Raw genomic sequence first — 23,861 nt, forward strand, 5'->3', positions numbered from 1 at the left:
GCCGTCAGCTTATTTTATTAAAAAGCTGAAAGCTAATGGCTGATAGCTCAAGGCTTACACTCAGATTAAACGTTCCCGTAGCGTGGCCTTTGGCCTTAGCTTATCTCTTTTATTCAAAAGCACCTCAAGTAGCGTGGGCATAGCCCATTAGCTGATAGCTGATCGCTGATAGCTGACAGCCCCATCCTTAAGGATAGGGCTACACCAAAAAATGCTAACCAACTAAATTTTAACTAACCAACTCAGTGGCCCGTTTGGCCAAAGCCTCAGCAGTCAAACCATTAAAGGCCATAATTTGACCAGCACTGCTAGCAGTTTCACCACGCTTCCAAGAAACCACATCCCGCTTGCAAGTACTACGTAACATAATCGGTTCCAGCATGGCACTGGTACCACCAGTAACACCAATCAATCCATCCCCACCAAACAGCCGTTCAAACCCCTGATCATCTAAGAAACCCCCATCAGCTTCACTACAGGTTTTCCAAGCCGTATCATCAGGACGGTACAAACGGCGGGGACTGATTACCGAAACAATCCGCACCCCAATCCCTTGGTCTTCCAAATTAGAAGCAGCATCAAACACTGGTATCAGGCTCATATCCCCAATCACCGCAAACACAACGGTTTTACTGCCTTTAGTTTCATGCAAAACCACTGCACCATCTTGCAAGCCTTGACGGGTTTGCTCAAAGGTCGTGCGCACCGGTAAGGGTGACTTACTAGCAGTAATGGTAATTCCTTTATTCTTAGTACTCAGCGCCCACTCATAACACACTTGGATACTATTAGCATCACAGGGAAACAACGGGAAAATATTGCCATTGCGCATCATAGCAGCAAAGTAATTTTCAATTTCAGGACGCTGGTGAGTCCAACCATTCCGTCCTTGCTCCAGTGCCCCAGCCGTAAATAATGTAATAGTAGAGGGAGTAGGACGGCGCAATTCTGCCATGGCTTGGGTAACGGTTTGCCAAATGGGTAACCCATTGATAGCAAAAGATTCATAAGAACACCACAGAGTACGAGCTCCAAACAAAGCTAACCCTACCGCTAATCCAGCACAAGCATCTTCACTCAAGGGTTCATACACCTGACCTTTTGGGCCTTGGAAGTAAATTTCATCCGGGGTGGGGTGGATAATTTTTAGGGCTTGGTTAATATTATTAATTCCAGAAGCAGCATTCCCATCAGCATTGGAAATAATAAAATTAGGGTCTTTTTGCCCCACATGAGCAACTATCGTTCCCATCGCGGTAGTTGCTATTTTTTTATCGCCATCAATCACAAATTCCTCTAAAGGCAATTTACCTAAATCTGGTAAAGGCAATTCCTTTTCTGTGACTACAGTATGAGCCGCTGGCCCTCCTCCAGAACGCTCAAAATTTATCCTCACTAATTCCCAGGCTTGAGACGGTAACGCCCGAGCTTTAAGGGCACTAACAATATAATCTTTTTCCAGGGTATCTCCTGGGTAAAGATTGTGAGCTTTAGCTCCCCGTTTGTGGACTCCCGCTCCTTTTAGTTGTTTAACAATCAGCACCGTTAACTTACCACTCAAAGCTGATTTAGCCGCTTTATCCGTAGCTTCCAAAACCCCTTGGGTAAATGCCAATCGCTTCTGCAAAGAAAACTCAGTGCTATCGACATACTCACCAGGTTGGTCAGCATCATCGTAATCCTTAGCATTGATTAAGATTACTTCTTGGAAACCATTGCCCTGCCAGTATGCAATCATCTCTTGATTGGACTTTGTGGAAACCATACTATGGTGTTCCTGGCTGTAACCATTCCACACTAAGATGGGCAGAAAATTAGTCACCTGGGGATAGGCCGTAGAGAAGTGACCAAAACTGCTCATGATATAAGGTTCACCCAAGCCCCCATCCCCAATCGTAACTGGGAATAGTACCCCTGGATGAAGCAAAGCCCCGGCCATGGCAAAGTGTTGCCCTTGTCCGAGGGGACCAGCCGGATTGAGGAGTCCAGGAATTTGACCAGAAAGGTGTCCGAGCAATCCGTGCATTTCTCGGAAGCGTTCCCCCATCTGTTCTACAGTCTTAATACCCATCTCCTCTAGGGAGCCGTCCAGAAACATGTTACTGTAGAAGCCTGGGGCATGGTGTCCCACTTCAGTAATAATGTTTTTGTAACCCAGCATGACCAAAGCTGCAATCCCTTCCGCAATGCTGGCAAATCCCCCTGGATGACCAGAGGCTTTACTAGCAGTGATGTGCAGGGTTAGGTAGCGTAGGGCATCAGCAGCTAGTAAGGTCTGGAAGACAGCTGCTGGATCATCAGGAGATGGGATGGCTTTTTGCCCCAACGCGATCGCATCTCGTTGACCGTATTGGTCCAAAGTCGCTTCAAAACCCGGTATGGTATTCTCAAAATACTGAATTCCTTGACAGAATGTCGAAACCCTGCTACCAACTGTCATAGTGTCAGAAACCTTTTCTAATTATTACGAGTAATAAACAAATATTACAATCAGCTCGCTGAGTGCGGAATTAGTATATTGGCGAAATTTGGGTTTTAAACCAGTGAAATGTCTTATGGATTACATTGATTGAGACTACTATTGAGACTACTAGAGAACCTGCAACTCTACATCTATTGTTCTACCTACCTTGTAGAGATTCTAATCAAATCTTGCTTTATTTTAATTCCCAAAGACTAACAGAATAGGATTAATCGACTAGTTTTGATTACCATTAATCTTATTGATAGCTTGTCAATAAGCGGATTTCTGATAGTAATCAGGTAACCGAAGGTTTTGTTGCCATATGGCAGTTAGGTTAGATAATGAATTTGTCTTGAGAAAGTAACAGAGGAAAACGAGTGTGAGTAAATTACCTGATGGTCCTCAAATCCCTGACTGGTTACAGTTAATCTATTGGATTGCTAACCCCCTCAAGTATTTGGATCAGTGTGTAGAACGCTATGGAGATACATTTACCATACGGCTAACTGGTTCGAGAACGTTAGTCATCCTCAGCCACCCCCAAGCAATTCAGGAAGTCTTGACCGCTCCTCCTAGCCAGTTTAAATCTGGTGAACGAAATAAGCTGCTACAACCCTTGGTGGGGGAAACCTCAATGACTTTACTCGATGGTAAACCACACCAGCGGCAGCGTAAACTCTTGATTCCTCCCTTTCATGGGCAACGAATTAATTCCTACAGTCAATTGATTTGTGATATTACCCAGCAAGTAGCGAGTCAGTGGGTAATCGGTCAAGCCTTTACTGCCCGTACTGCCATGCAAGACATTACCATCCAGGTAATCATGCAGGGGGTTTTCGGTCTAGGTGAGGGTACCCGTTACCAAAAACTCAAGCTACTGCTGGCAGCCATGCTAGAGGTGACTGCTTCCCCCCTGCGCTCTAGTATGCTGTTTTTTAAGTTCCTGCAACGAGATTTAGGAGCTTGGAGTCCTTGGGGCAAGATGGTGCGGCGTAGGCAGGAAATTTATAACCTCCTTCAGGAAGAGATTAATCAGCGCCGAGAGCAACCCGAGCTAATGGGCAATGACATTCTTAGTTTAATCATGTCCACTCGGGACGAAAATGGTGAGTTGATGAGTGATCAGGAGTTACAAGATCAGTTGATGACTTTGTTGTTTGCGGGTCATGAAACTACTGCAAGCGCTTTAGCTTGGGCATTCTACTGGATTCATCGATTACCGACAGTGCGCCAAAAACTGCTAGAGGAAATTGATAGCTTAGGGGATCATCCAGACCCGATGGCCATTGCCCAACTGCCCTATCTCACAGCAGTTTGCCAAGAAACCCTGCGGATTTACCCAGTGGCGTTTGTGATCTTCGCCCGCATTACCACATCCCCAATTACTATTATGGGTCACCACTATCAGGCCAATACTGCCCTTTTTGCCTGTCCCTATTTAACCCATCGTCGAGAAGACCTCTATCCAGACTCCGATCAGTTTAAACCAGAACGATTCCTTGAGCGTCAATACTCTGCCTATGAGTATGTTCCCTTTGGTGGTGGAAACCGACGCTGTATTGGTGCTGCTTTGGCGATGTTAGAAATGAAACTGGTTTTGGCTAAGGTATTGTCTGACTATCACTTAGCCTTAGCACAAAATACAATCATTAAACCAACTCGTCGTGGAGTAGGAATTACTCCGGAAAATGGGGTTCCGATGGTGATGAGAGGTCAACGTGTTGCTAAGGAGCCAAAAAAACCTGCTACCGTAAATTCTCTTTAGGATCAAAGCAATTGTCCCATAGCAACAGAAACGGTTATCCGTGATCACCGAGAGTCTTTGCCGCCAGTAAGGTCACCGAAAAAGGCCGCTGGATGATCACCAGATGCGATCGCATTGTAAGCATTCAGCTATCAGCCTATGCGCTACGTCACAGGCTTCTAGCCTATGCGCTATGTCCCAGCGTCGTTCGCACAGCGTGGCCATTCGCGTAGCGTGGCCGAAAGGCCAAGGCCAAAGCCTGTGCCACGCTACACGGAACAGCTTTTGAATAAAATAAGCTGACGGCTGACTGCTGACTGCTGACTGCTGAATACTTACATCGCATTTTGCCAGCATACTCTTCCCAACCCGGTATGGTGTTACCAAACAAAATAGTGAATTACTCAGAATATTAAAGATTTTGTGTTCTACAAGGGCTGAGTATAAATAAATGTCAACAAAAGTCTAACTAGCACAGCATCAGAGTTTCAGCCACTGAGGTCACCAATCTGATCATGCTAATCCATCGGTCTGACAATTGGTAATCGAGACTCCTTAACATTTTCTTTACAAAAAGTTTTTAAATCCCTGTTTCCCAATTCCTGATAACACTTCACAATTAACAAACAGTTCCGGTTGTTATCGGTACGGGTATAGCTGAGATGATCAGCGATTTTTTGTAGTATAGCGATGCCACGTCCACCACCAGATTGAGGGTTCATTTGCTGCTTGAGGTCTCTCAGCTGCTGTTCTAAATCAAAGGGAGGGCCTTTATCCCAGATGCGTAACTCTAAACACTCAGGTAATAAAGTAACTTCGACATCAATCGAAACTTCTTCTGGCAAATCTTTGTGAGCATGACGAACGGCATTGGTAAATCCTTCAGCGAGAGCTAATTGGCACTGCAACCAGACTTTTTGGCGAACAGACGATGGTTTGAACTGGTCAAACCATCCCAAAGCGTTTTCTAACGCCTTAAGGTCGCTAGGAAATTGTTGGATAGATGTTTTCAATTTTTTCAATTCCTCAAAATCTTTTACATCAACCACATACATCAACCACATACATCAACCACATTGAAGCCTGATTCTCTTCCATTGGGTACTCTAAGATCAAGGAATCCAGTTTAACCTAGATTTATATCTCCCTGTACCATGGACTAATACTCAATTGCCTTTAAAGAATTGCCTTCAAAGAAAATTTTTTCTAGAAGCTTTGCCAGAAGCACTGGGAAAACCATTGGCGCAAATGGGGTTTCTTTTCCCCTTTTCTATCAAGCCAGGGGGTCTTGCCCTCTAGGGGGTCTTGCCCTCTATAAGCTGTTGCCCAAAATGGCAAAAATTGATGGAGATTTAGAAAAGGGGGAAGAAACCGGAAGCGGTGCAAGACAGAGAAGTTAGAACAAATAAATCCGATACGCCAATAGGGAATGCCATCAATAAAAGTAACTCAGTCTAACTTGTCTTGGGGTCTGATCTAGGTTTCGTGAAATTCAGCCCACAGAATATACTGGCTATCCTAATTGTAAGTCAGTGTATTGATAAATCCTAAAGTAATTTGTAGAACCTCAGTGCCATGAACCAAATTCTGATTATTGATGATGATCCAGCCATGCAAATGTTACTGAAACGGGCCCTTTGCCACCAGGGTTATGAGGTAGCTGTAGCTAGCAACGGTGAAGAAGGTTTGGTGCAGGTAGAAAAGTTACGTCCAGCGCTAGTCATTTGCGATTGGATTATGCCCGGTATGAATGGATTGGACGTCTGTCGTCAACTCAAGGTAACGCCGGGACTCTCAACCACCATATTTATTCTGGTGACATCTCGAAATTCCATTGAAGACCGGGTAGAGGGGTTAGATGCTGGAGCAGATGACTTTCTGTGTAAGCCGATCGAAATAGCAGAGTTGAACGCACGAGTCAGGGCTGGCTTGAGGTTACACCAACTAAGTCATGATTTGCAGCACCAAAAGCAGTTGTTGGAGGGAGAATTAGCAGAGGCAGCAGAGTATGTTAGTTCAATTCTTCCAGACCGGATGATCAAACCATCGGTGACCATTGACACCCGATTTATTCCCTCCCGGAAACTGGGGGGTGATGGCTTTGACTATTATTGGCTAGACTCAGAGCATTTAGCAATTTATCTGCTGGATGCTGCTGGACATGGCTTACGAGCTGCCTTGCCCACACTTTCAGTGCTAAATTTACTCAGGTCGCGGGCTCTAAAGTCGATTAACTACTATGAACCGAGTGATGTTCTACGAGGGTTGAACCAAACCTTCCAGATCACTGAGCGAAATGATAAGTACTTCACGGTCTGGTATGGGGTATATAACCAGGTCAAGCGTCAACTGGTCTATGCTAGTGCAGGACATCCACCCGCAATATTAATTGCTCAGACCCATGGTTCCTTGATGGAAGTACAACGTCTAAAAACCCCTGGCTTACCCGTTGGTATGTTCCCAGATGCCGATTACATTGATCAGTGCTGTGAAATTACTGAATCGAGCACCCTATATATATTCAGCGATGGGATTTACGAGATTAACCAATCCAATGGGAACGTTTGGGGACTTGAGCCCTTCATCAGGTTACTGGCAGAGTGTAAGCAAAATCACAATGGTGCTTGTCACCTAGATTTGATTTTGAAATCTCTGGAAGCCGTGAACCCTAAACACTATTTTGATGATGATTTATCGTTACTGGAAATCAATTTTGTATGAACACCTTTCCCAGGGTAAGCGCAAGAAAAAATTGCCCATAATGTGCATTGGCTGGATATCGGTTGATCGTGGCTCGAAACCCCTATAATCTCGTAGAACTTGATTCTCAATAGAGTTTAATAGTTGAGAATGAACCCAGTTTTTTCTCAATAAGCTACAGCTTATTGATTCTTGCGCTTACCCTGACACCTTTCCCTGGAGTAATCAACCTCAGTTTCCGTAGCGTCGGCCGTTCCCGTAGCGTGCGCCCATGGGCAATGGGCAATGTCAAAAATTGGCAGCTTTTGAAGATAATACAGGAGACTGAAAGGCAGTAAATCATCAGAAGCATTCAGCCAGCTTAGTAGGAGTATAAACAAGGATTGGTGGATTCTTTCGCCAATTTTTTCGAAAAATTCCTGAAAAATCAATTATCATGAATCGAAGCTCCTGAATCGAAGCTCCTGACTCCTGAATCGGAGGATAGTTGGTTATGTCGAATTAATCAAGCTTTAGGGAATTCTCATAAAACATCTTCCTAGCTTCATTAAGCTGGTCTTCATTTAAATTTCATGGTTATGACAGCAGGGAACCAGCGAACCAGGGGAGCAGGGGAGAGGGTTTGAGTTTTTTTTTCCTAACTGAATAATATCCAATTTAAATGCCCAACAGCTGAAAACAAAATCTAGGATTGGAAAAGGGCTACGCCCAACAGCGTTCGCCCTATAGACTTCCCGAGAATTATCTTCTAGAAAGCACCTCGCTTTCAAAATCTTCTCGTGTAGAAAATATTTCAAAAACTCTGTCCATGCTGGTCAGTTCAAATAACATTTTGATTTGCTCATTAACTGAGCAGATAGACATGGTGCTCCCAGCAGCACGAACAGTTTTAAGAGCAAGTACCAACGCTCCCAAACCAGAACTATCCATAAAAGTAACATCTTGAAAATCAATCAAAATAATATCTCCTCCAGCTTGCACCAGCTGATTAACCTCTTCACGAAAACTGGCAGCTTTTGTACCATCTAGAATGCCGGAGGGTTGAACTACTTTAAGAGTACTACTCATATACCAAGTTAAGCTAGTTACAAACATATACTGACTTTGCTAGTATAGCCGTGACAATTCATTTCAGCCAGACTTTGTTTGCAGAATAGGTATTGAGCTGACCCACGCCCTACCCTACTACTACAGCACTAATCGCTTCTTTCAGGATTAGCCTCACCGATAAAGAGCATAGTAAACTTGAATTTGGGATGAATTTGGGGGCTAATAACGGGGGCTAATAACGGGGGCTAATAACGAAAAGCAAGATTTGAACCCATCTACCCTTAGTGCTATCCGTGGTGTCCGCTCGGGTCTTCACGGTTCCATCCCCTAAGCCCACTCCCCCAAGAACTCCCAATATACACTAGAATTCCCTTGACAGAGCCCCAAACTATCCTGAAACCATGTCCAATTCAAATCCCATTCCAGTAGTTGTAAACGGTGCCGCCGGAAAAATGGGTCGAGAGGTGATTAAGGCTGTATCTGTTGCCCAAGACATAACCCTAATCGGTGCCATTGATACCAATCCTAAGTATCTAGGTCAAGACGCCGGAGAAGTTGCCGGGTGCGAACCAGTTGAAATTCCCATTCTCAATGACCTGCAAGCCAATCTAGTTCTGGCTACCCAAGAAAAAACCCAAGGGGTGATGGTAGACTTTACCCACCCTGACAGCATATACGACAACATCCGAACTGCGATCGCATACGGTGTCCGGCCTGTAGTTGGCACCACTGGTCTGAGTCCCGACCAAATCAAAGACCTCTCGGAATTTGCTGAAAAAGCCAGCACTGGCTGCCTAATTATCCCCAACTTCTCCATTGGTATGGCATTACTGCAACAAGCAGCTGTGCAAGCCTCCCAATACTTTGACCACGTAGAAATCATCGAACTCCATCACAACCAAAAAGCCGACGCTCCCAGCGGTACTGCCATTCAAACCGCCCAACGCATGGCTGGAGCAGGTAAAACCTATAATCCGGCAATGGTAGAAGAAACCGAAAAACTAAAAGGTGCGAGGGGAAGCATTGCAGAAGACAACATTCGGATTCATAGCGTGCGTTTACCTGGCTTAATTGCTCACCAAGAAGTCATCTTCGGTGCCCCTGGTCAAATCTACACCCTACGTCACGACACCAGCGACCGTTCCTGCTATATGCCAGGAGTACTGCTCGCGATTCGCAAAGTTACCCAGCTCAAGGGTCTACTATATGGGTTAGAGAAAATTTTGTGACCAGTTATTGGTTATTGGTTATTGGTCATTAGTCATTAGTCATTAGTCATTCGTGATTTGTCAAAATTGAGATCAATCACAACAAATCTAAAAACTAAATACTAAATACTAAGTAACTAAAGACTAAGGACTAAGAACTAAGTACAAAACCCATGCTAATTCCCATCACTCGCGAGAAGTTTGAACAAATCGTTCCCGTCCTAGCTACAGGACTCCAGTATCGCTACTACTGGGGTAAGTTTCGAGATTTTTTAAGGCGACTGTTAATTTCTCTAATCGCAGTCGTTGTGATTTTAATTTTAGCTTTGATTCTTGGTTCAGGTTTTGCTCCCTTCCGCGTGTTATTCGAGATCACTGCAGGGCTTTACTGGTTGTGGGGTCCTGTATATTGGGCAAGTATGCGGAACCTGAAGCTGCGCCGATATGCCTATAGCGGATTCTGGCAGGGTCGAATCGAGGATGTATTTGTGACGGAGGAGTTGATTGGTACAGAAGAACAAGTCAATCAGCAGGGTGAGTTGGTAATTGTGGAACACCGGGAGAGACGGTTAAATCTAGAAGTGGAAGATGAAACTGGATTTATGAGTCAGCTGCAAGTTCCCCTACAACGCCTCCACAAAAATATTTCACCTGGACAAATTGCTCAGATGTTGGTCATGTCCAATCAGCCTGACTTAGGCAAGATTGCCCAGACCAGTGATATTTATATTCCTAGCTTAGACATTTGGGTAAATGACTATCCTTACCTGCAACGAGATGTCTTTGTCCAAGTTAGTCGTAAATTGAGGGATGAAGAGCGCTCTTATTCGAGACAACGTCCCCGTAGTTCTAGGCGTCGAAGGTCTTATTAAGGATTAACGGTGTGCGGCTCGTTCGTGCCTAGGATCCTCTAGTTTCTAGAGGGGTAGTGGGATTCGTTGGCTAGAAACCATACCCTACACCCCACACCTAGTAAGGCTAACAAGGCTGCTTATCACCCCGTCAGATAAATGCTATTTGACATCTCCCCCGGTTAAAATACGGGGGATTCTACAGCGATGCAGCGCGGTCTTGGGGGTTTCCCCCATGAGCGACTGCATCAAGAAAGGTTGTTACGAGGCGGGTTAAAACCGCGCCTCTTCACTTCTTGTTCGGTCTAAACCGATATGAGAGTGTCAAACTCCCCTACCCACCTTGGTCAGAATTTAATCTAACTGTGTGGTTACTTTTCGCCATCAATTGCCTAGCCATTTTAAGTTATACCTCTTTTTTTGACGGTTTCCATCTTTTGGGTTTTTCACCATTTTTTTTGAGAGGTTAGTGGACAGTAGGCAAAAGTATCACAAAGCTTGGCCATTGCCTCAAGTAATTTGCGCTTACTTTAACTATGTTCTTAGTGCCACGATCTTGTGTCAATTAAATAAATTTCCCGAAAACCAAGGGTTTTGTAGTGACATTGGATCTGGTTTACGCACTTTCATGGCGCACGAGGAATATTTCTTCGTGAAGCGCGGAGATACCCCCTGGCGCTCGTAATCAGCTGGCATTGGCGGGCTAAGGTCTACCTTGGTAGATTTTGGTAGCTAAAAAGTATCGGCTATCGTCGTCAAGGTAAAACGCTTTACTGGTATACGACTTATTATAACTTATTCGCGCGCAGACACTGCGGGGTTTACCCCGTCGTGTCTGTTTAATCCTCCCTTTAGAAAAGGGAGGCTCTCACATTCCCGGATGTTTTGGTAGACTTGGGTTCAGAACCAGACACCACAGGAGCGCTAGAATTCAAATCCAACTCTGGATGGTCTTCTGCGACTTGCTGCAAATTCCACTGATTCTTAAACAATAGCACTGGACGTCCCCAATTATCTTTGACTGTCACGGTATTAAACAAACGCCCAGCCTTTTCCAAGGCTTCCCAGCCACCGGCTACCCAACGAGCCACACTATAGGGCAACATATCCAACCTGGTCTCTACGCCATACTCATTTCTGAGGCGAAACTGCACTACTTCAAATTGCAACTGTCCCACTGCTGCCAGAATTGGGTCCCGCTTCGACTCATCAACGGAATACATAATTTGCACAGCCCCTTCTTCCCGCAACTCCTTCACCCCTTTCTGGAACTGCTTAAACTTAGAGGGATTAGGATTCTTCAAATAAGCAAACAACTCTGGGGAAAAGCAAGGAATCCCTTCATACTCCAACTTCTTACCGTTGTAAATCGTATCCCCAATAGCAAACACCCCTGGATTATTCAAACCAATCACATCCCCGGCATAGGCAACATCAATGGATTCTCGGTCTTGAGCAAACAGCTTTTGGGGTCTTGACAAACGGACGGTTTTACCAGTGCGAGCATGGCTGACAGTCATATCCTTTTCAAACTTACCCGTACACACCCGCACAAAGGCCACCCTATCCCGGTGCTTGGGGTCCATATTCGCTTGCAGCTTGAACACAAACCCACTAAAGTCTGGATAAGTGGGAGGAATCTCGCCCACTGTGGATTTCCGACTTTCTGGTTTCATGGCATAGTCTAAAAAAGCATCCAGAAACAGCTGCACCCCAAAATTAGTCATGGCACTGCCAAAGAACACAGGGGTCATTTGACCAGAATGAATCAGCTCTAAATCCAGCTCTGGACCAACACCATCGATAATTTCCAACTCTTCCTTTAGTTGATAATATAAGTCTTGTTCTAGCAGCTGTTCAATCTGGGGGTCTCCCAAATTAACTACCGTATTCTTCGCCTCCCGGGAGCCGTGAGCGGTGCGTTCAAACAAGTGGATTTGTTGTTCTCGACGGTCAAAAACTCCTTTAAAACGATCGCCCATGCCAATCGGCCAGTTGACCCCATAGGTTTGTAACCCTAGTTCCTGCTCAATCTCATCGAGGAGTTCTAGGGGTTCTCGTGCGGGACGGTCAAGCTTATTGACAAAGGTAAATATAGGAAGCGATCGCATTTTGCACACTTCAAACAATTTGCGGGTTTGGGGCTCTAGACCCTTTGCCGCATCAATCAGCATCACCGCATTATCAGCTGCTGCCAGAGTGCGATAGGTATCCTCACTGAAATCTTGGTGTCCGGGTGTGTCGAGTAAATTAATCTGACAGTCCTCATAGGCAAACTGCAACACCGTCGAGGTAATCGAAATTCCCCGTTGTTGCTCCATTTCCATCCAGTCCGAGGTGGCCTTGCGCTGAGCTCGCCGTGCCTTCACTGCTCCGGCTTCATGAATTGCTCCACCATAGAGTAACAATTTTTCTGTCAATGTGGTTTTACCCGCGTCCGGGTGGGAAATAATCGCAAAGTTACGGCGGTGTTCAACAGCGTTGAGCAATTCTGCTTCAAGTTCAGTGGACATCCAAAAAGACTAGATAGGGGACTTTCGCTTAATTCTGACATAATTTTCTATATATTATAGCGTTTCTGATAGTAATGACCTACACAGGTTTGTTTCCCTATTCCCTACTTCCTACCTGAGAGGGGTATATTTTTTACTTCATGGTCAAACCTGAGACTTTACCTCAGGATATAAACCTGAAAACAACGAATAAATGATGATTTTTAACGACTAATAGGTATATTTCTCTATGCCCCACACTCCCGACTGGGTCAACCCACACTCACGTCTGTCTTAAAGACCGACCCAGCAAGCCAATTTACCTATTCCTGTTTTTCCATTTCCTTTTCCCTACTTCTGCTATAAGTATAGTCATTAATAACTCATCAATGTCGTGATATCATCCCTAATTTGGGACGGAATTTACGACCTATAGGATAGGCTTATAAACGCTACAATACTGGTAAATTAAAAATCAATATATTATCGAAATAAAGGAGCGATAATATGGTGTATGACCAGAGAAATAACATTGAGTATGACCCCGACAAGCGCAAGCTGTTATCAGCATTATGTCACGGAGCAATTTTCATTAGTGCCTCATTTGTATCCGTGTTAATTCCGCTAGCTATCTTGGTAATATCCGATGATAAAGTAGTCCAAGAGAATGCTAAAGAGTCCCTTAATTTTCACTTTAATGTATGGTTATACGGGATAATTTTTGGGGCTTTGACTTTTATCCTAATTGGTTGGCTTTTCCTGCCTCTGTTATTTCTGTTCAGTTGGGTACTACCGATTATGGCAATTCTCAAGATTCTTGGGGATCCCAATGTATCCTACCGCTACCCATTTATTTTCCGTGTGATTTAAACTAGCGCTATGGTTTGTGGGAATCCTGTTGGGGTGACTGGCTATGGGGTGAGCGGGTGTGGGGTGTGGGAAAACTGAAGAAAATCCTGGGATCGAGGGGTGAAATGTAACGAAATGCAAAGTATAATTAAAACAACACCCCTAAGCGAAAAATTTACAGTATTACCATCACATGCGAGTTGCGATCGCTGGAGCCGGACTAGCAGGGCTTTCCTGTGCTAAATATCTAATAGACGCTGGTCACACCCCGATTGTCCTAGAACGTCGAAATGTTTTAGGCGGTAAAGTGGCAGCCTGGAAAGATCAAGATGGAGACTGGTATGAAACTGGTCTCCATATATTTTTTGGTGCCTATCCCAATATGCTGCAGCTAATTAAAGAACTGGGTATTGAAGACCGGTTGCAGTGGAAAGAGCACACCATGATCTTTAATCAGCCAAATCAACCTGGAACTTACTCCCGGTTTGACTTCCCAGATATACCAGCTCCGGTCAATGGGATTGTGGCAATTCTGCGCAATAACGACATGCTTACCTGGCCCGAGAAGATTCGCTTTGGGATAGGGTTGATTCCGGCAATGCTTCAAGGGCAAAAGTATGTGGAAGCAATGGACAAATACTCCTTCTCCGAATGGCTGAAAAAACAGAACGTACCACCGCGAGTAGAGAAGGAAGTCTTCATCGCCATGTCTAAGGCACTAAACTTTATTGGGCCTGATGAAATTTCGTCTACTATAATTTTGACTGCTCTTAACCGCTTCCTACAGGAAAAGAACGGTTCCAAGATGGCATTCTTGGATGGTTCTCCCACCGAGCGACTATGTCAACCAATAGTTGATTATATCACACAGCGGGATGGAGAAGTACGTTTGAATGCCCCAGTTAAAGAATTTTTACTCAATTCAGACAACACTGTCAGTGGGTTCTTGATCCGGGGATTGAATGGAGCGCCCGATCAAGTTCTCACAGCGGATGCTTATGTATCAGCTATGCCGGTAGACCCTTTAAAGCTGATGATCCCCAAACCTTGGGGTGAAATGGAATTTTTCAAACAGCTGGATGGGCTAGAGGGGGTACCGGTAATTAACCTGCAGATGTGGTTTGACCGCAAGCTGACGGATATTGACCATCTGTTATTTTCCCGATCACCCCTGCTTAGTGTCTATGCTGACATGAGCAATACCTGCAAAGAGTACGCTAATCCCGACCGCTCAATGTTGGAATTGGTCTTAGCGCCTGCTAAAGATTGGATTGGCAAATCCGATCTCGAAATTGTTAATGCCACCCTAGCAGAACTGGAGAAACTGTTTCCCAAGCATTTTGGTACTGATAACTCAGCTCAACTGCTAAAATACCACGTGGTTAAGACTCCCCGTTCGGTATACAAAGCAACACCAGGACGCCAGAACCACCGTCCGTCCCAAGAAACACCCATTGCCAATTTCTTCCTAAGCGGGGATTACACCATGCAACGTTACCTAGCAAGTATGGAAGGAGCCGTACTTTCTGGTAAGCTGACATCGCAGGCAATAAATAACAACAGCACTAGGCTTTCACAAACCAGCGCTCAACCACTAGCCGGCAATCAGAAACCAGAGATTGACACCCCGTTAGTCTCTTCACCCATGCCAAGGGCGAGTACTGAGGGCTGAAGGATGAAAGTTGAAAGCTTCCAATCTCCAACGTTGCTAAGAATGCTCCAACTGCCCAAATCTCAGCCCATGAGAAACCTGGCCTCCCGGTCAAAATCCTACGAATTATGCCGCCAGATTACTGCGAAGTACTCTAAGACGTTTTATCTTGGCACCTTACTAATGCCAGAAGCCAAACGTCGAGCCATCTGGGCAATATACGTCTGGTGCAGACGAACTGATGAACTAGTTGATGGTCCCCAGGCGGCTTTAACCACCCCTGAAACCCTAGAACACTGGGAAGAACATCTGCAATCTATTTTTGCGGGACATCCCATCGATGACTATGATGTGGCTTTGGTCGATACCCTAGAACGGTTTCCCATAGATATTCAACCCTTTCGGGATATGATTGCCGGTCAGCAGATGGATCTCTACCGTAGTCGCTATGAAACCTTTGATGAACTGAATCTTTACTGTTATCGGGTGGCGGGTACGGTGGGGTTAATGTCTAGTGCTGTACTGGGGGTTGACAACTCCACTAGTAAAGCACCCTGGGATCAGCAAACAAACTCCTATAATCCGGTGGGAGAAGCGATCGCATTAGGAATTGCCAATCAGCTAACTAACATCCTCCGAGATATTGGAGAGGATGCTAGACGAGGTCGTATTTACATACCCTTAGAAGATATGGAACGGTTTAATTACACTGAGGATGATTTGTTCAAAGGTGTGGTTGATGACCGTTGGCAGGAACTGATGCGTTTCCAAATTCAACGGGCAAGGGATTACTATACCAAAGCAGAAAGAGGTATTAGAGCCCTAAGCCGTGACGCCCGTTGGCCGGTTTGGTCTGCATTGATGCTCTATCAGAAAATTCTCAATGTGATTGAACACAACCATTACGATGTATTTAGCCAAAGAGCCTATGTCCCCAAACTCCGTAAGATGTTATCCTTGCCGATAGCCTGGCTGAGGGCACAAGTTCTATAGCATGCGTCATGGCAAATCCTTCATGGCCAATCTGTCAAGAAATCCCCATCTTACATATCGATGGGTTTTTTTTACCCTTGACCAAGGGCAGCACAAGGCTGGGATACAAAAGTAAGCATTCAGCTATCAGTGGTCAGCTGTCAGCTAATCAACGGCAGCTAGTAAACAAGGTTATGGGCTGGTACCGCTGGTTTAAAATTCCTGCTCGTTTTGCTAATCTGACCCCGTGCAGTGAAAGGGCCTGCTAGTTGATAGTTTATAGCACCGATTGCGCTACGCGCATTAGCTGATAGCTGACGGCTGAATGCTTACATACAAAAGGAAAATACCTATCAATTATATTTAATTGTGGTACAAATGGTTGGGATTGGAAAAGCAGAAGGGGAAAGAAACAACCTCAAAGGGAAAGGGGGAAAGGAATATATGTATTACCCTTTAACCTTTCCCCACACTCTTTCTATTTACAGCAGACATTTATCGCGATTTATAATTAGCGCGGGTGGCAAAGCGCTATAAGTCTCTTTACAACGGATCTCCTTCAGTCATGGAAGCGCTACATATAGGCTATATATAATTTCTGAATGAACTATCGTGGAACTTCCCTTGGGTTGGATGACATAAGCTCAAAGCTGAAGGCTGACGATGGATAACGGTATCGATACGTCGTATAATCAGCAAGTCCAACCACTTTTGTCATATAGTAAGGAGATGTTAATGTTTGAACTGGATGTTGTTTATTTGGAATCCGAATACGCCCACAAGAGTCCTCAGGAAATCCTGAAACTGGCTCTTGACAAATTTGACAACATCGCTATCTCTTTCAGTGGTGCCGAGGATGTGGTTCTTGTGGATATGGCATCCAAGATTAAGCCAGATGTGAAAGTGTTCTCCCTCGACACGGGTCGCTTGCACTGCGAGACTTACCAACTACTTGAGAAAGTCAGACAGCACTATGGAATTCCACTGGAGGTGATTTTACCGGAAGCGGATGCAGTGGAAGCACTGGTTAAACAAAAGGGGTTGTTCAGTTTCTACCAGGATGGTCACAAAGAGTGCTGTGGTATTCGCAAAGTGGCTCCCTTGCGTCGCCAACTGGCTAAGCTGGATGCTTGGATTACCGGTCAGCGCAAGGATCAGAGTCCTAGTACTCGTGCTAATATCCCTGTTGTCCAGGTAGACCAGGCGTTCTCGACCCAAGAACGAACCCTGATTAAATTTAACCCCCTAGCTAACTGGAGTTCTGAACAGGTGTGGAAATATATCCGCACTAATGATGTGCCTTACAATCAATTGCACGCTAAAGGTTTCGTTAGCATTGGCTGCGAACCCTGTACCCGCCCAACTCTCCCCAATCAGCATGAACGGGAAGGTCGCTGGTGGTGGGAAGGGCAGAAAGAAAAAGAGTGTGGCTTACACAACACTACAGAGCAGGTAATGAACAACAAGGAACACCAAACAGTAAGGGTTTGAGCAACCCTCACGGAAATTAACAGACTAGGTAAAGAATTTCTGTCTAGGTACTTAATCGTTGCGGCACAATCAATAAGTTGCGTTTGAAATCCTAATTTTTAGGTAGGAGTGGGGAGTGGGTTGTGATAATTTCTTAATTACGCTTTTGAAAAACAATTCAGTATTGAATACTACAGAATGAAAATCACGTTAGTAAAAAAAATCAACAAGGACGGTAATTTCTGTCGCAAGTGCGTCAATGTGGTAGAAAAACTTGAAAAAAAAGGACTGATGGATCGAATAGACCAAATTGTGGTTGCTGATGAGCGTAAGCAATCTAGCGAGGGACTAGATCTAGCTGTAAAGCACGGGGTAGAAGCAGCCCCTTTCTTCATTGTTGATCATGATGACGGTTCCACCCAAGTCTATAGCACTTATGTTCGTTTCTTCAAAGAAATCTTGAATCAGAAGACTTCTGAAAGGGAGGAGGTATCGGAGATCATGGATCGATACCCTGAACTAGATTTCATCTAAAAAACTGATTGCTGTAATCGTAACACTGGGGTGATCAGGTGATGTTAGCGTAGCTCGACGAAGTCCGGTGATGGAAATATATCGGTTCTCGATTGGTTCTCGGTTAATTCCCAAAGCGCGATGCTATAGTCGCAGCTCGCTGACCATTGCAAAAAAGACCATGTAAGCAAACAACCAGGAGATGATGATGAAAAAAGTTGTAGTTTTAGGCGGTGACGGATTTTGTGGTTGGCCCACAGCTCTTCATCTATCTGATAGTGGTCATGACATTGTAATTGTTGATAACTTGTCACGACGCAACATTGATAATGAGTTGGAAGTGACTTCTTTAACTCCTTACCAGCCGATGTCCACTCGTCTGAAGACATGGCTTGAGGTTTCTGGCAAACAAATCCAGTTCTATAACTTCAATGTAGCGAAAGACTATGATCGCTTACTGAATCTATTCCTAACCTATCAACCGGATGTGGTGATTCATTTTGCCGAACAGCGGGCTGCACCTTATTCGATGAAGTCATCTAGCCATAAGCGTTACACGGTAGATAATAACTTGAATGCGACCAATAATCTGCTAGCTGCGATTGTGGAGTCGGGTTTGGATATACATGTGGTTCATTTAGGAACCATGGGAGTCTATGGTTATGGTACTGCTGGGATGAAGATTCCGGAAGGGTATTTAGATATCCAGGTGACTACGGATGAGGGGAAAATGGTACAGCAGCAAATCTTGTACCCAGCCAATCCGGGCAGTATCTATCACATGACCAAAACTCAGGACCAGCTGTTTTTCTATTACTACAACAAGAATGATGGGGTCCGCATCACTGACCTGCATCAGGGGATTGTTTGGGGAACTCAGACCAAGCAGACAAAGCTGGATGAACGGCTAATTAATCGCTTTGATTACGATGGAGACTATGGCACAGTCCTAAATCGGTTCCTGATGCAGTCAGCGATTGGTCATCCGTTGACGGTACATGGAACAGGGGGTCAAACCAGGGCATTTATCCATATTCAAGATACGGTGCGGTGTATAGAGTTAGCGATCGCAAATCCTCCGGCTTCTGGGGACAGGGTGAAAATCTTGAATCAGATGACCGAAACCCATCGGGTCCGGGATTTGGCACAGATTGTGTCTGATATCACTGGGGCGGAAATTGCCTATCTAGAGAACCCGAGAAACGAATCAGCGGAAAATGAACTGGCTGTGGAGAATAAATGCTTCTTGGAAATGGGTCTGAAACCAACCACCTTGGTTAAGGGTCTGATGCAAGAGGTTATCGAGATTGCCTCTAAATATGTCGATCGTTGCGATCGCTCGAAGATTATCTGTACATCACTGTGGCGGCAGAAGGGCAATGGGGTGAGTATGGCTGACGAAACTCCTGCTCAAACCACATCCGACAAAACGGCGGTGGGTGTAGGTGCCAGTTAAGAATTAGGTAGCGCGTAAGTGGGAGCACATCTTACCTTGAGCGGTCAGCTTTTTATGGTCAGTCTGGTTCTGTTGGCCTTGTAACTAATAGCTGATGACAAGGACAGCATGGGCGTAGCACCATTACTGACTGCTCAACGTATCTGAAACTCTGGCAATTTTAATAAGTTCATCAGTAGTCAAAGGTGTTGCTACCCTAAAACTAGTTGATCCCATTCTCTGTTATGTATCAAACTGACCCCCCTCGTCCGGCCAAGGAAACCCTACCGACGATGTATGATCTCCCTAGTGAAGATCCAGAGGAACCAGGTTTGCCAGACGAGTTTCACGATTTTCAACCTCAGCTATTACGGGAGACTTTCTGCCCACCGAGTTACCCAAGGGATCAGATCTTTGTGGGGACTGACTTGAATCTGTACTATGATGTTCGTCATCCTCAATGGTACAAGCGACCGGATTGGTTTGGAGTAGTTGGGGTGTCTCGGTTTTATGAACAGCGAGACTTACGGTTGAGTTATGTGATGTGGCAGGAAGGGGTCAGTCCATTTATCGTAGTGGAGTTGCTCTCTCCAACGACGGAATCAGAAGATTTAGGGCAAACCCTACGGGATATCGATCAACCTCCAAGTAAGTGGGAGGTTTATGAACGTATACTTCGTATTCCTTATTATGTGGTGTTTAGCCGATATACCAATGAGTTAAGAATTTTTGAGTTGAAAGGCTTAAACTATGAACAGGTAAGATTGGAAAACGAAAGATTTTGGCTGCCAGAATTAGGACTTGGCCTAGGAGTATGGTCTGGGTCATACCAAGAGGTTAATGGTCGATGGTTACGCTGGTATGATGAATTAGGGAACTGGATTCCCACAGGCTCTGAACAGGCTCAACAGGCTCAGGATCAGTTGCAGCAGACTCAGCAACAGTTGCAGCAAGCTCAGCAACAAAAGGAGTTGGTTCAGCAGCAGTTGCAGGAGGCTGAACAAGAAGCTCAACTCGAACGCCAGGAAAAGGAATTGGCTCAACAGCAGGCAGCGAGATTAGCAGAACGTCTGCGACAGCTGGGGATTGACCCAGGAGAGGTGTAAAAGGTGCCGTTGGCAGCAGAATAGAAAAGCCGATGCTCGGTACGATCCGCTACTTGAGGTGCATATAGCAATAGCCGTCTCATACCAAATCCTGTTCCCAAACCCCCTTATCTGCATAGCCATAGATTCGTGGCATACAAAGATTTGGTCGATTTTTATAAAAGGGTTTTGACAAACGGATTTGATATAAGTCCACTTATACGCTTAGTTCAGTTCTGGAGTATTTAGTTTAAATATTCTAATTATACGTCCAGCGTTGTTTTTTGTCCATTTGCTCTCGCAACGCCCTATAGCGACGTAAGGAGTTTAGCGGTGGGAGGATGTCAATCATGGTTTACCACTGCCTCACTAATATTGTTTGTTAGAAAGCTAGCTTTTTTTTTATATAATGATTATAATTGTCATAAAGTATCTATTCGAGATTGTCTGCTGGTGAACAAAACTAACGATCGTTTTGAAGTTGTAATTGTGGGGGCTGGGGCTGCTGGAATTGGCTGTGGAGTAGTCTTAAAAGATTTAGGAATTGAAAACTTTGTCATTGTAGAACGACATCAAGTAGGGGCTTCTTTTAGGCGTTGGGCTGAAGAAATGCGATTCATTACGCCGTCGTTTCCCAGTCATGGTTTTGGATTGCTGGATCTCAACGCAGTAGTTTTAAATACTTCTCCTGCCCTCAGTTTCAGAAAGGAACATCTTTCGGGGAAAGAATACGCTCTATATCTAGAGACTGTAGCAGAGCATTTTCAACTACCTATAAAAACCGAGACAAATGTGAAAACTATGGCAGCTTTACCTCAAGGCAAAGGCTTTGTCTTGGAAACTTCTAAAGGCGAGTTGCGTTCACGCAGTGCCTCAGCTTCGCTGAGATCGCAGTTTGTGATTTGGGCAGCAGGAGAGTTTCAATATCCCAATCTTAATCCTTTTCCAGGGGCGGAATTATGTATACATAATTCCCAAATACGTTCTTGGACAGAGCTTAAGGGGAAAGAATTTGTAGTTGTGGGAGGCTATGAAAGCGGTGTAGATGCAGCGTCAAATTTGGCAGAATTAGGGAAAAAAGTAAAGTTAATCGATCGCCAGAGTAGCTGGTCAAACTTAGACTCAGATCCTAGTGTTTCTCTGTCTCCTTATAGTCTAAAACGTTTAGAAATAGCTTATTCTATGGGTCGGGTCGAACTAATTGGAGAACAGCACATTGAAGCAGTCAAAGCAGTAAAAAAAGGATATGTGGTGGAGAGCGAGTACGAACAGTGGTTTAGTTCTACACCGCCAATTCTCTGTACGGGGTTTGATAGCAGTTTAAAACAAATCGCACCTCTATTTGACTGGTCAAATGGCTATGCAGCCCTGACTCAAGAAGATGAGTCTACCCTAACTCCAGGATTATTTGTCGTCGGTCCTTCGGTGCGTCACGGCGATATAATTTTTTGCTTTATTTACAAATTTCGGCAGCGATTTGCTGTAGTCGGTAATGCGATCGCTCAACGTCTGGGAATCGATCCAACTCCATTGGAAGCCTATCGCCGAGAAGGTTTGTTCTTAGATGACCTTTCTTGCTGTAATAACGATTGTGTTTGTTAAAAAGTCAGCGGTGGTTATTGGTAAAGAGAGTACGGGCAAGTCCCAACTAATTGCGGCTCTTACAGGACAGACTCCCTATAGTGCCAATTTTCGCGGTTCTACAGTGACTTGTGACACTTATCAATCTGAAGCCTATACCTTTATCGATACCCCTGGAATTCTCTATCGTTCCGATAGTGTAACTACTAAGAAAGCTTTAAGACAGCTACAAGAAAATGACACCGTGCTATTGGTAGTCAAGGCAACCGACGTAGATCGAGATTTAGCAGATCTACTACCTTTAGTAGCAGATAAAAGGGGCATTGTGGTGATTACTTTCTGGGATAAGGTATTCTCGACGGTTCATAACGGACATCTCACGGGTCTGGGGCAACCCCAGACCCCGTGTCCTCCTCAACAAGTGATTAGGGAATGGACGGAAACTTCTAACCTGAGCATTGTCACTGTAGATGCCCGCCACATTACTACAGAACAAAAAGACCATATTTTGGCTTCTCTGCAAGAACCTAATCCTTTTCCCGCCCAATGGATTCCTACAAGGGCTGGCTGGTATATAGAACCCCACCCAACACTGTTAGAACATCCTCGACTGGGCAGTTTATTGGCGATCGCTTTATTACTTATTCCTGCCATTATTGCTGTCTGGGGTGCTAACTCCTTTGCGACTTTAGCAGATCCTATAGTCCAAAGTGCGATCGCTCCTGTTATTAAACCTTTATCCCAACTCCCAATCTGGTTAAGAGAAATACTGATAGGTCAGTATGGACTGATAACTATGAGTCCGTTGCTGTTTATTTGGGCGATGCCCACAGTAATTCTCTATGCCCTATTCTTGGGCGCATATAAAGCTAGTGGGTTAATAGAACGAATTACCATTGCTCTCAATCCTTTACTCCGTCCGTTTGGGTTATCGGGACGGGATTTAGTACGAGTAATTATGGGTATGGGGTGTAATGTTCCTGCGGTGATTAGTACCCGTGCCTGTTCTAGTTGTTCTAGGGGAACTTGTATTTCCGCGATCGCTTTTGGTTCGGCTTGTTCTTATCAGTTTGGCGCAACTTTAGGGGTGTTTAGTGCTGCTAAGTTACCTTACTTGATAATTCCTTACCTGCTGTATCTAACCGCAACCACCTTGATATATACCTACATCATTTCTTCCCCTACAGCTAAATCGAATCAGAATCCCCTAGTAATCGAAGGAAGAGCATTTTTAGAATTTCCTCATTCGTCAGTAATTTGGCGCGAAGCTAAGTCAACTATTAATCAATTTTTGTTCAATGCAATTCCCATATTTTTAGTTATTACCGTTATTGCTTCTGTGTTGAATTGGTTAGGAACAATCGCAGTTTTAGCCAATATTATTAACCCTTTGATGGGATGGTTTAATTTACCCCCTGAAGCCTCATTGCCTATTGTTTTAGCTTCTATTCGCAAAGATGGACTGCTATTATTTGCCGAACCAGAAACCTTGGCTATGTTAACTCCATTGCAGGTTTTGACTGGGGTGTATCTAGCAGGAGTATTGCTACCTTGTTTAGTTACTCTGTTAACTATTACGCGAGAACAGTCTCTTCGATTTGCCTTATTGCTGTTAAGTAGACAGGCGATCGCTGCGATATTTTTTTCTCTATTACTTGCTTGGGGAGGATTATTAATCAAGTAATAATTAATACTAAATCCTGTCCCATACCCCCCTTATTCAAACAGCTATAGATTCATCGAATAATAAGGATTTGGTTTATTTTTTGTAAAGGGGGTATGGCAAGCGGATTTGG

General features: G+C 44.6%; 19 protein-coding genes. 14 read left to right on the forward strand and 5 right to left on the reverse strand.

Annotated elements, in window-relative coordinates:
- Positions 1-229 precede the first annotated feature (229 nt).
- Positions 230-2,440 carry a phosphoketolase family protein gene (locus LYNGBM3L_RS17340; protein WP_008185869.1) on the reverse strand — a complete coding sequence of 737 codons (2,211 nt, stop codon included), beginning with the start codon at positions 2,438-2,440 and terminating at the stop codon, positions 230-232.
- A gap of 403 nt (positions 2,441-2,843) precedes the next feature.
- Between LYNGBM3L_RS17340 and LYNGBM3L_RS17345 the strand changes: the two genes are divergently transcribed.
- On the forward strand, positions 2,844-4,229 hold the full coding sequence (locus LYNGBM3L_RS17345; protein ID WP_008185871.1) for a cytochrome P450: 1,386 nt from the start codon (positions 2,844-2,846) through the stop codon (positions 4,227-4,229).
- 96 nt (positions 4,230-4,325) lie between these two features.
- Here the strand turns inward: LYNGBM3L_RS17345 and LYNGBM3L_RS45860 are convergent, their stop codons facing one another.
- Both LYNGBM3L_RS45860 and LYNGBM3L_RS17350 read right to left on the reverse strand, forming a co-directional pair.
- Positions 4,326-4,595, reverse strand: a complete 270-nt coding sequence (locus tag LYNGBM3L_RS45860) for a hypothetical protein (protein WP_143764219.1) — start codon at positions 4,593-4,595, stop codon at positions 4,326-4,328.
- A gap of 131 nt (positions 4,596-4,726) precedes the next feature.
- The gene (locus tag LYNGBM3L_RS17350) at positions 4,727-5,221 is read right to left on the reverse strand and encodes an ATP-binding protein (RefSeq protein ID WP_229414557.1); all 495 of its coding nucleotides are present in this window, start codon (positions 5,219-5,221) and stop codon (positions 4,727-4,729) included.
- 171 nt (positions 5,222-5,392) lie between these two features.
- Here LYNGBM3L_RS17350 and LYNGBM3L_RS41020 point away from each other — a divergent pair, with 171 nt between their 5' ends.
- Positions 5,393-5,608, forward strand: a complete 216-nt coding sequence (locus LYNGBM3L_RS41020) for a hypothetical protein (RefSeq protein WP_008185876.1) — start codon at positions 5,393-5,395, stop codon at positions 5,606-5,608.
- A gap of 175 nt (positions 5,609-5,783) precedes the next feature.
- The gene (locus LYNGBM3L_RS17355; protein WP_008185878.1) at positions 5,784-6,929 is read left to right on the forward strand and encodes a PP2C family protein-serine/threonine phosphatase; all 1,146 of its coding nucleotides are present in this window, start codon (positions 5,784-5,786) and stop codon (positions 6,927-6,929) included.
- Positions 6,930-7,649: 720 nt separating this feature from the next.
- Here LYNGBM3L_RS17355 and LYNGBM3L_RS17365 read toward each other — a convergent pair.
- Positions 7,650-7,976 (reverse strand): STAS domain-containing protein, encoded by a 327-nt coding sequence (locus LYNGBM3L_RS17365; RefSeq protein WP_044493677.1) that lies wholly within the window; start codon positions 7,974-7,976, stop codon positions 7,650-7,652.
- A 383-nt stretch (positions 7,977-8,359) separates the two neighbouring features.
- Between LYNGBM3L_RS17365 and dapB the strand changes: the two genes are divergently transcribed.
- Both dapB and LYNGBM3L_RS17375 read left to right on the forward strand, forming a co-directional pair.
- Positions 8,360-9,187 (forward strand): 4-hydroxy-tetrahydrodipicolinate reductase, encoded by an 828-nt coding sequence (dapB, locus tag LYNGBM3L_RS17370; protein ID WP_008185885.1) that lies wholly within the window; start codon positions 8,360-8,362, stop codon positions 9,185-9,187.
- 152 nt (positions 9,188-9,339) lie between these two features.
- A complete protein-coding gene (locus LYNGBM3L_RS17375) occupies positions 9,340-10,038 on the forward strand; it encodes a DUF8619 family protein (RefSeq protein WP_008185887.1) in 699 nt (232 codons plus the stop codon).
- Positions 10,039-10,868: 830 nt separating this feature from the next.
- On the opposite strand, the gene prfC is transcribed toward LYNGBM3L_RS17375, so the two are convergent.
- The gene (prfC, locus tag LYNGBM3L_RS17380; protein WP_008185889.1) at positions 10,869-12,530 is read right to left on the reverse strand and encodes a peptide chain release factor 3; all 1,662 of its coding nucleotides are present in this window, start codon (positions 12,528-12,530) and stop codon (positions 10,869-10,871) included.
- A 486-nt stretch (positions 12,531-13,016) separates the two neighbouring features.
- On the opposite strand from prfC, the gene LYNGBM3L_RS17385 reads away from it, so the two are divergent.
- The 9 genes from LYNGBM3L_RS17385 (at position 13,017) to LYNGBM3L_RS17430 (ending at position 23,749) form a co-directional block, all read left to right on the forward strand.
- A complete protein-coding gene (locus tag LYNGBM3L_RS17385) occupies positions 13,017-13,379 on the forward strand; it encodes a DUF4870 domain-containing protein (RefSeq protein ID WP_008185891.1) in 363 nt (120 codons plus the stop codon).
- 172 nt (positions 13,380-13,551) lie between these two features.
- Positions 13,552-15,030, forward strand: coding sequence for a 15-cis-phytoene desaturase (gene pds, locus LYNGBM3L_RS17390; protein WP_008185893.1), 1,479 nt, complete (start codon positions 13,552-13,554; stop codon positions 15,028-15,030).
- Between the two features lie 42 nt (positions 15,031-15,072).
- Positions 15,073-16,002, forward strand: a complete 930-nt coding sequence (crtB, locus tag LYNGBM3L_RS17395) for a 15-cis-phytoene synthase CrtB (RefSeq protein ID WP_044493683.1) — start codon at positions 15,073-15,075, stop codon at positions 16,000-16,002.
- Positions 16,003-16,716: 714 nt separating this feature from the next.
- Positions 16,717-17,472 (forward strand): phosphoadenylyl-sulfate reductase, encoded by a 756-nt coding sequence (locus LYNGBM3L_RS17405; RefSeq protein WP_008185900.1) that lies wholly within the window; start codon positions 16,717-16,719, stop codon positions 17,470-17,472.
- Between the two features lie 270 nt (positions 17,473-17,742).
- Positions 17,743-17,985, forward strand: a complete 243-nt coding sequence (locus tag LYNGBM3L_RS17410) for a hypothetical protein (protein ID WP_229414561.1) — start codon at positions 17,743-17,745, stop codon at positions 17,983-17,985.
- A gap of 187 nt (positions 17,986-18,172) precedes the next feature.
- Entirely contained in the window at positions 18,173-19,420 is a 1,248-nt protein-coding gene (locus LYNGBM3L_RS17415; RefSeq protein WP_008185904.1) for an NAD-dependent epimerase/dehydratase family protein, read from the forward strand.
- 224 nt (positions 19,421-19,644) lie between these two features.
- The gene (locus LYNGBM3L_RS17420; RefSeq protein ID WP_008185905.1) at positions 19,645-20,505 is read left to right on the forward strand and encodes a Uma2 family endonuclease; all 861 of its coding nucleotides are present in this window, start codon (positions 19,645-19,647) and stop codon (positions 20,503-20,505) included.
- Positions 20,506-20,937: 432 nt separating this feature from the next.
- Positions 20,938-22,086 carry an NAD(P)/FAD-dependent oxidoreductase gene (locus LYNGBM3L_RS17425; protein ID WP_044493687.1) on the forward strand — a complete coding sequence of 383 codons (1,149 nt, stop codon included), beginning with the start codon at positions 20,938-20,940 and terminating at the stop codon, positions 22,084-22,086.
- Positions 22,049-23,749 (forward strand): nucleoside recognition domain-containing protein, encoded by a 1,701-nt coding sequence (locus LYNGBM3L_RS17430; RefSeq protein WP_008185910.1) that lies wholly within the window; start codon positions 22,049-22,051, stop codon positions 23,747-23,749. Before LYNGBM3L_RS17425 ends, LYNGBM3L_RS17430 begins: the two co-directional genes overlap by 38 nt.
- Positions 23,750-23,861 lie beyond the last annotated feature (112 nt).

The organism is Moorena producens 3L (assembly GCF_000211815.1).
Classification (GTDB): domain Bacteria; phylum Cyanobacteriota; class Cyanobacteriia; order Cyanobacteriales; family Coleofasciculaceae; genus Moorena; species Moorena producens.

Coding starts and splice junctions, on each gene's coding strand:
- LYNGBM3L_RS17385 (WP_008185891.1), top strand. CDS start 13,017: ATGGTGTATGACCAGAGAAATAACATTGAGTATGACCCCGACAAGCGC.
- LYNGBM3L_RS17430 (WP_008185910.1), top strand. CDS start 22,049: ATGACCTTTCTTGCTGTAATAACGATTGTGTTTGTTAAAAAGTCAGCG.
- pds (WP_008185893.1), top strand. CDS start 13,552: ATGCGAGTTGCGATCGCTGGAGCCGGACTAGCAGGGCTTTCCTGTGCT.
- crtB (WP_044493683.1), top strand. CDS start 15,073: ATGCTCCAACTGCCCAAATCTCAGCCCATGAGAAACCTGGCCTCCCGG.
- LYNGBM3L_RS17415 (WP_008185904.1), top strand. CDS start 18,173: ATGAAAAAAGTTGTAGTTTTAGGCGGTGACGGATTTTGTGGTTGGCCC.
- LYNGBM3L_RS17355 (WP_008185878.1), top strand. CDS start 5,784: ATGAACCAAATTCTGATTATTGATGATGATCCAGCCATGCAAATGTTA.
- prfC (WP_008185889.1), bottom strand. CDS start 12,530: ATGTCCACTGAACTTGAAGCAGAATTGCTCAACGCTGTTGAACACCGC.
- LYNGBM3L_RS17405 (WP_008185900.1), top strand. CDS start 16,717: ATGTTTGAACTGGATGTTGTTTATTTGGAATCCGAATACGCCCACAAG.
- LYNGBM3L_RS17420 (WP_008185905.1), top strand. CDS start 19,645: ATGTATCAAACTGACCCCCCTCGTCCGGCCAAGGAAACCCTACCGACG.
- LYNGBM3L_RS17375 (WP_008185887.1), top strand. CDS start 9,340: ATGCTAATTCCCATCACTCGCGAGAAGTTTGAACAAATCGTTCCCGTC.
- LYNGBM3L_RS17365 (WP_044493677.1), bottom strand. CDS start 7,976: ATGAGTAGTACTCTTAAAGTAGTTCAACCCTCCGGCATTCTAGATGGT.
- LYNGBM3L_RS17410 (WP_229414561.1), top strand. CDS start 17,743: ATGGATCGAATAGACCAAATTGTGGTTGCTGATGAGCGTAAGCAATCT.
- LYNGBM3L_RS17340 (WP_008185869.1), bottom strand. CDS start 2,440: ATGACAGTTGGTAGCAGGGTTTCGACATTCTGTCAAGGAATTCAGTAT.
- dapB (WP_008185885.1), top strand. CDS start 8,360: ATGTCCAATTCAAATCCCATTCCAGTAGTTGTAAACGGTGCCGCCGGA.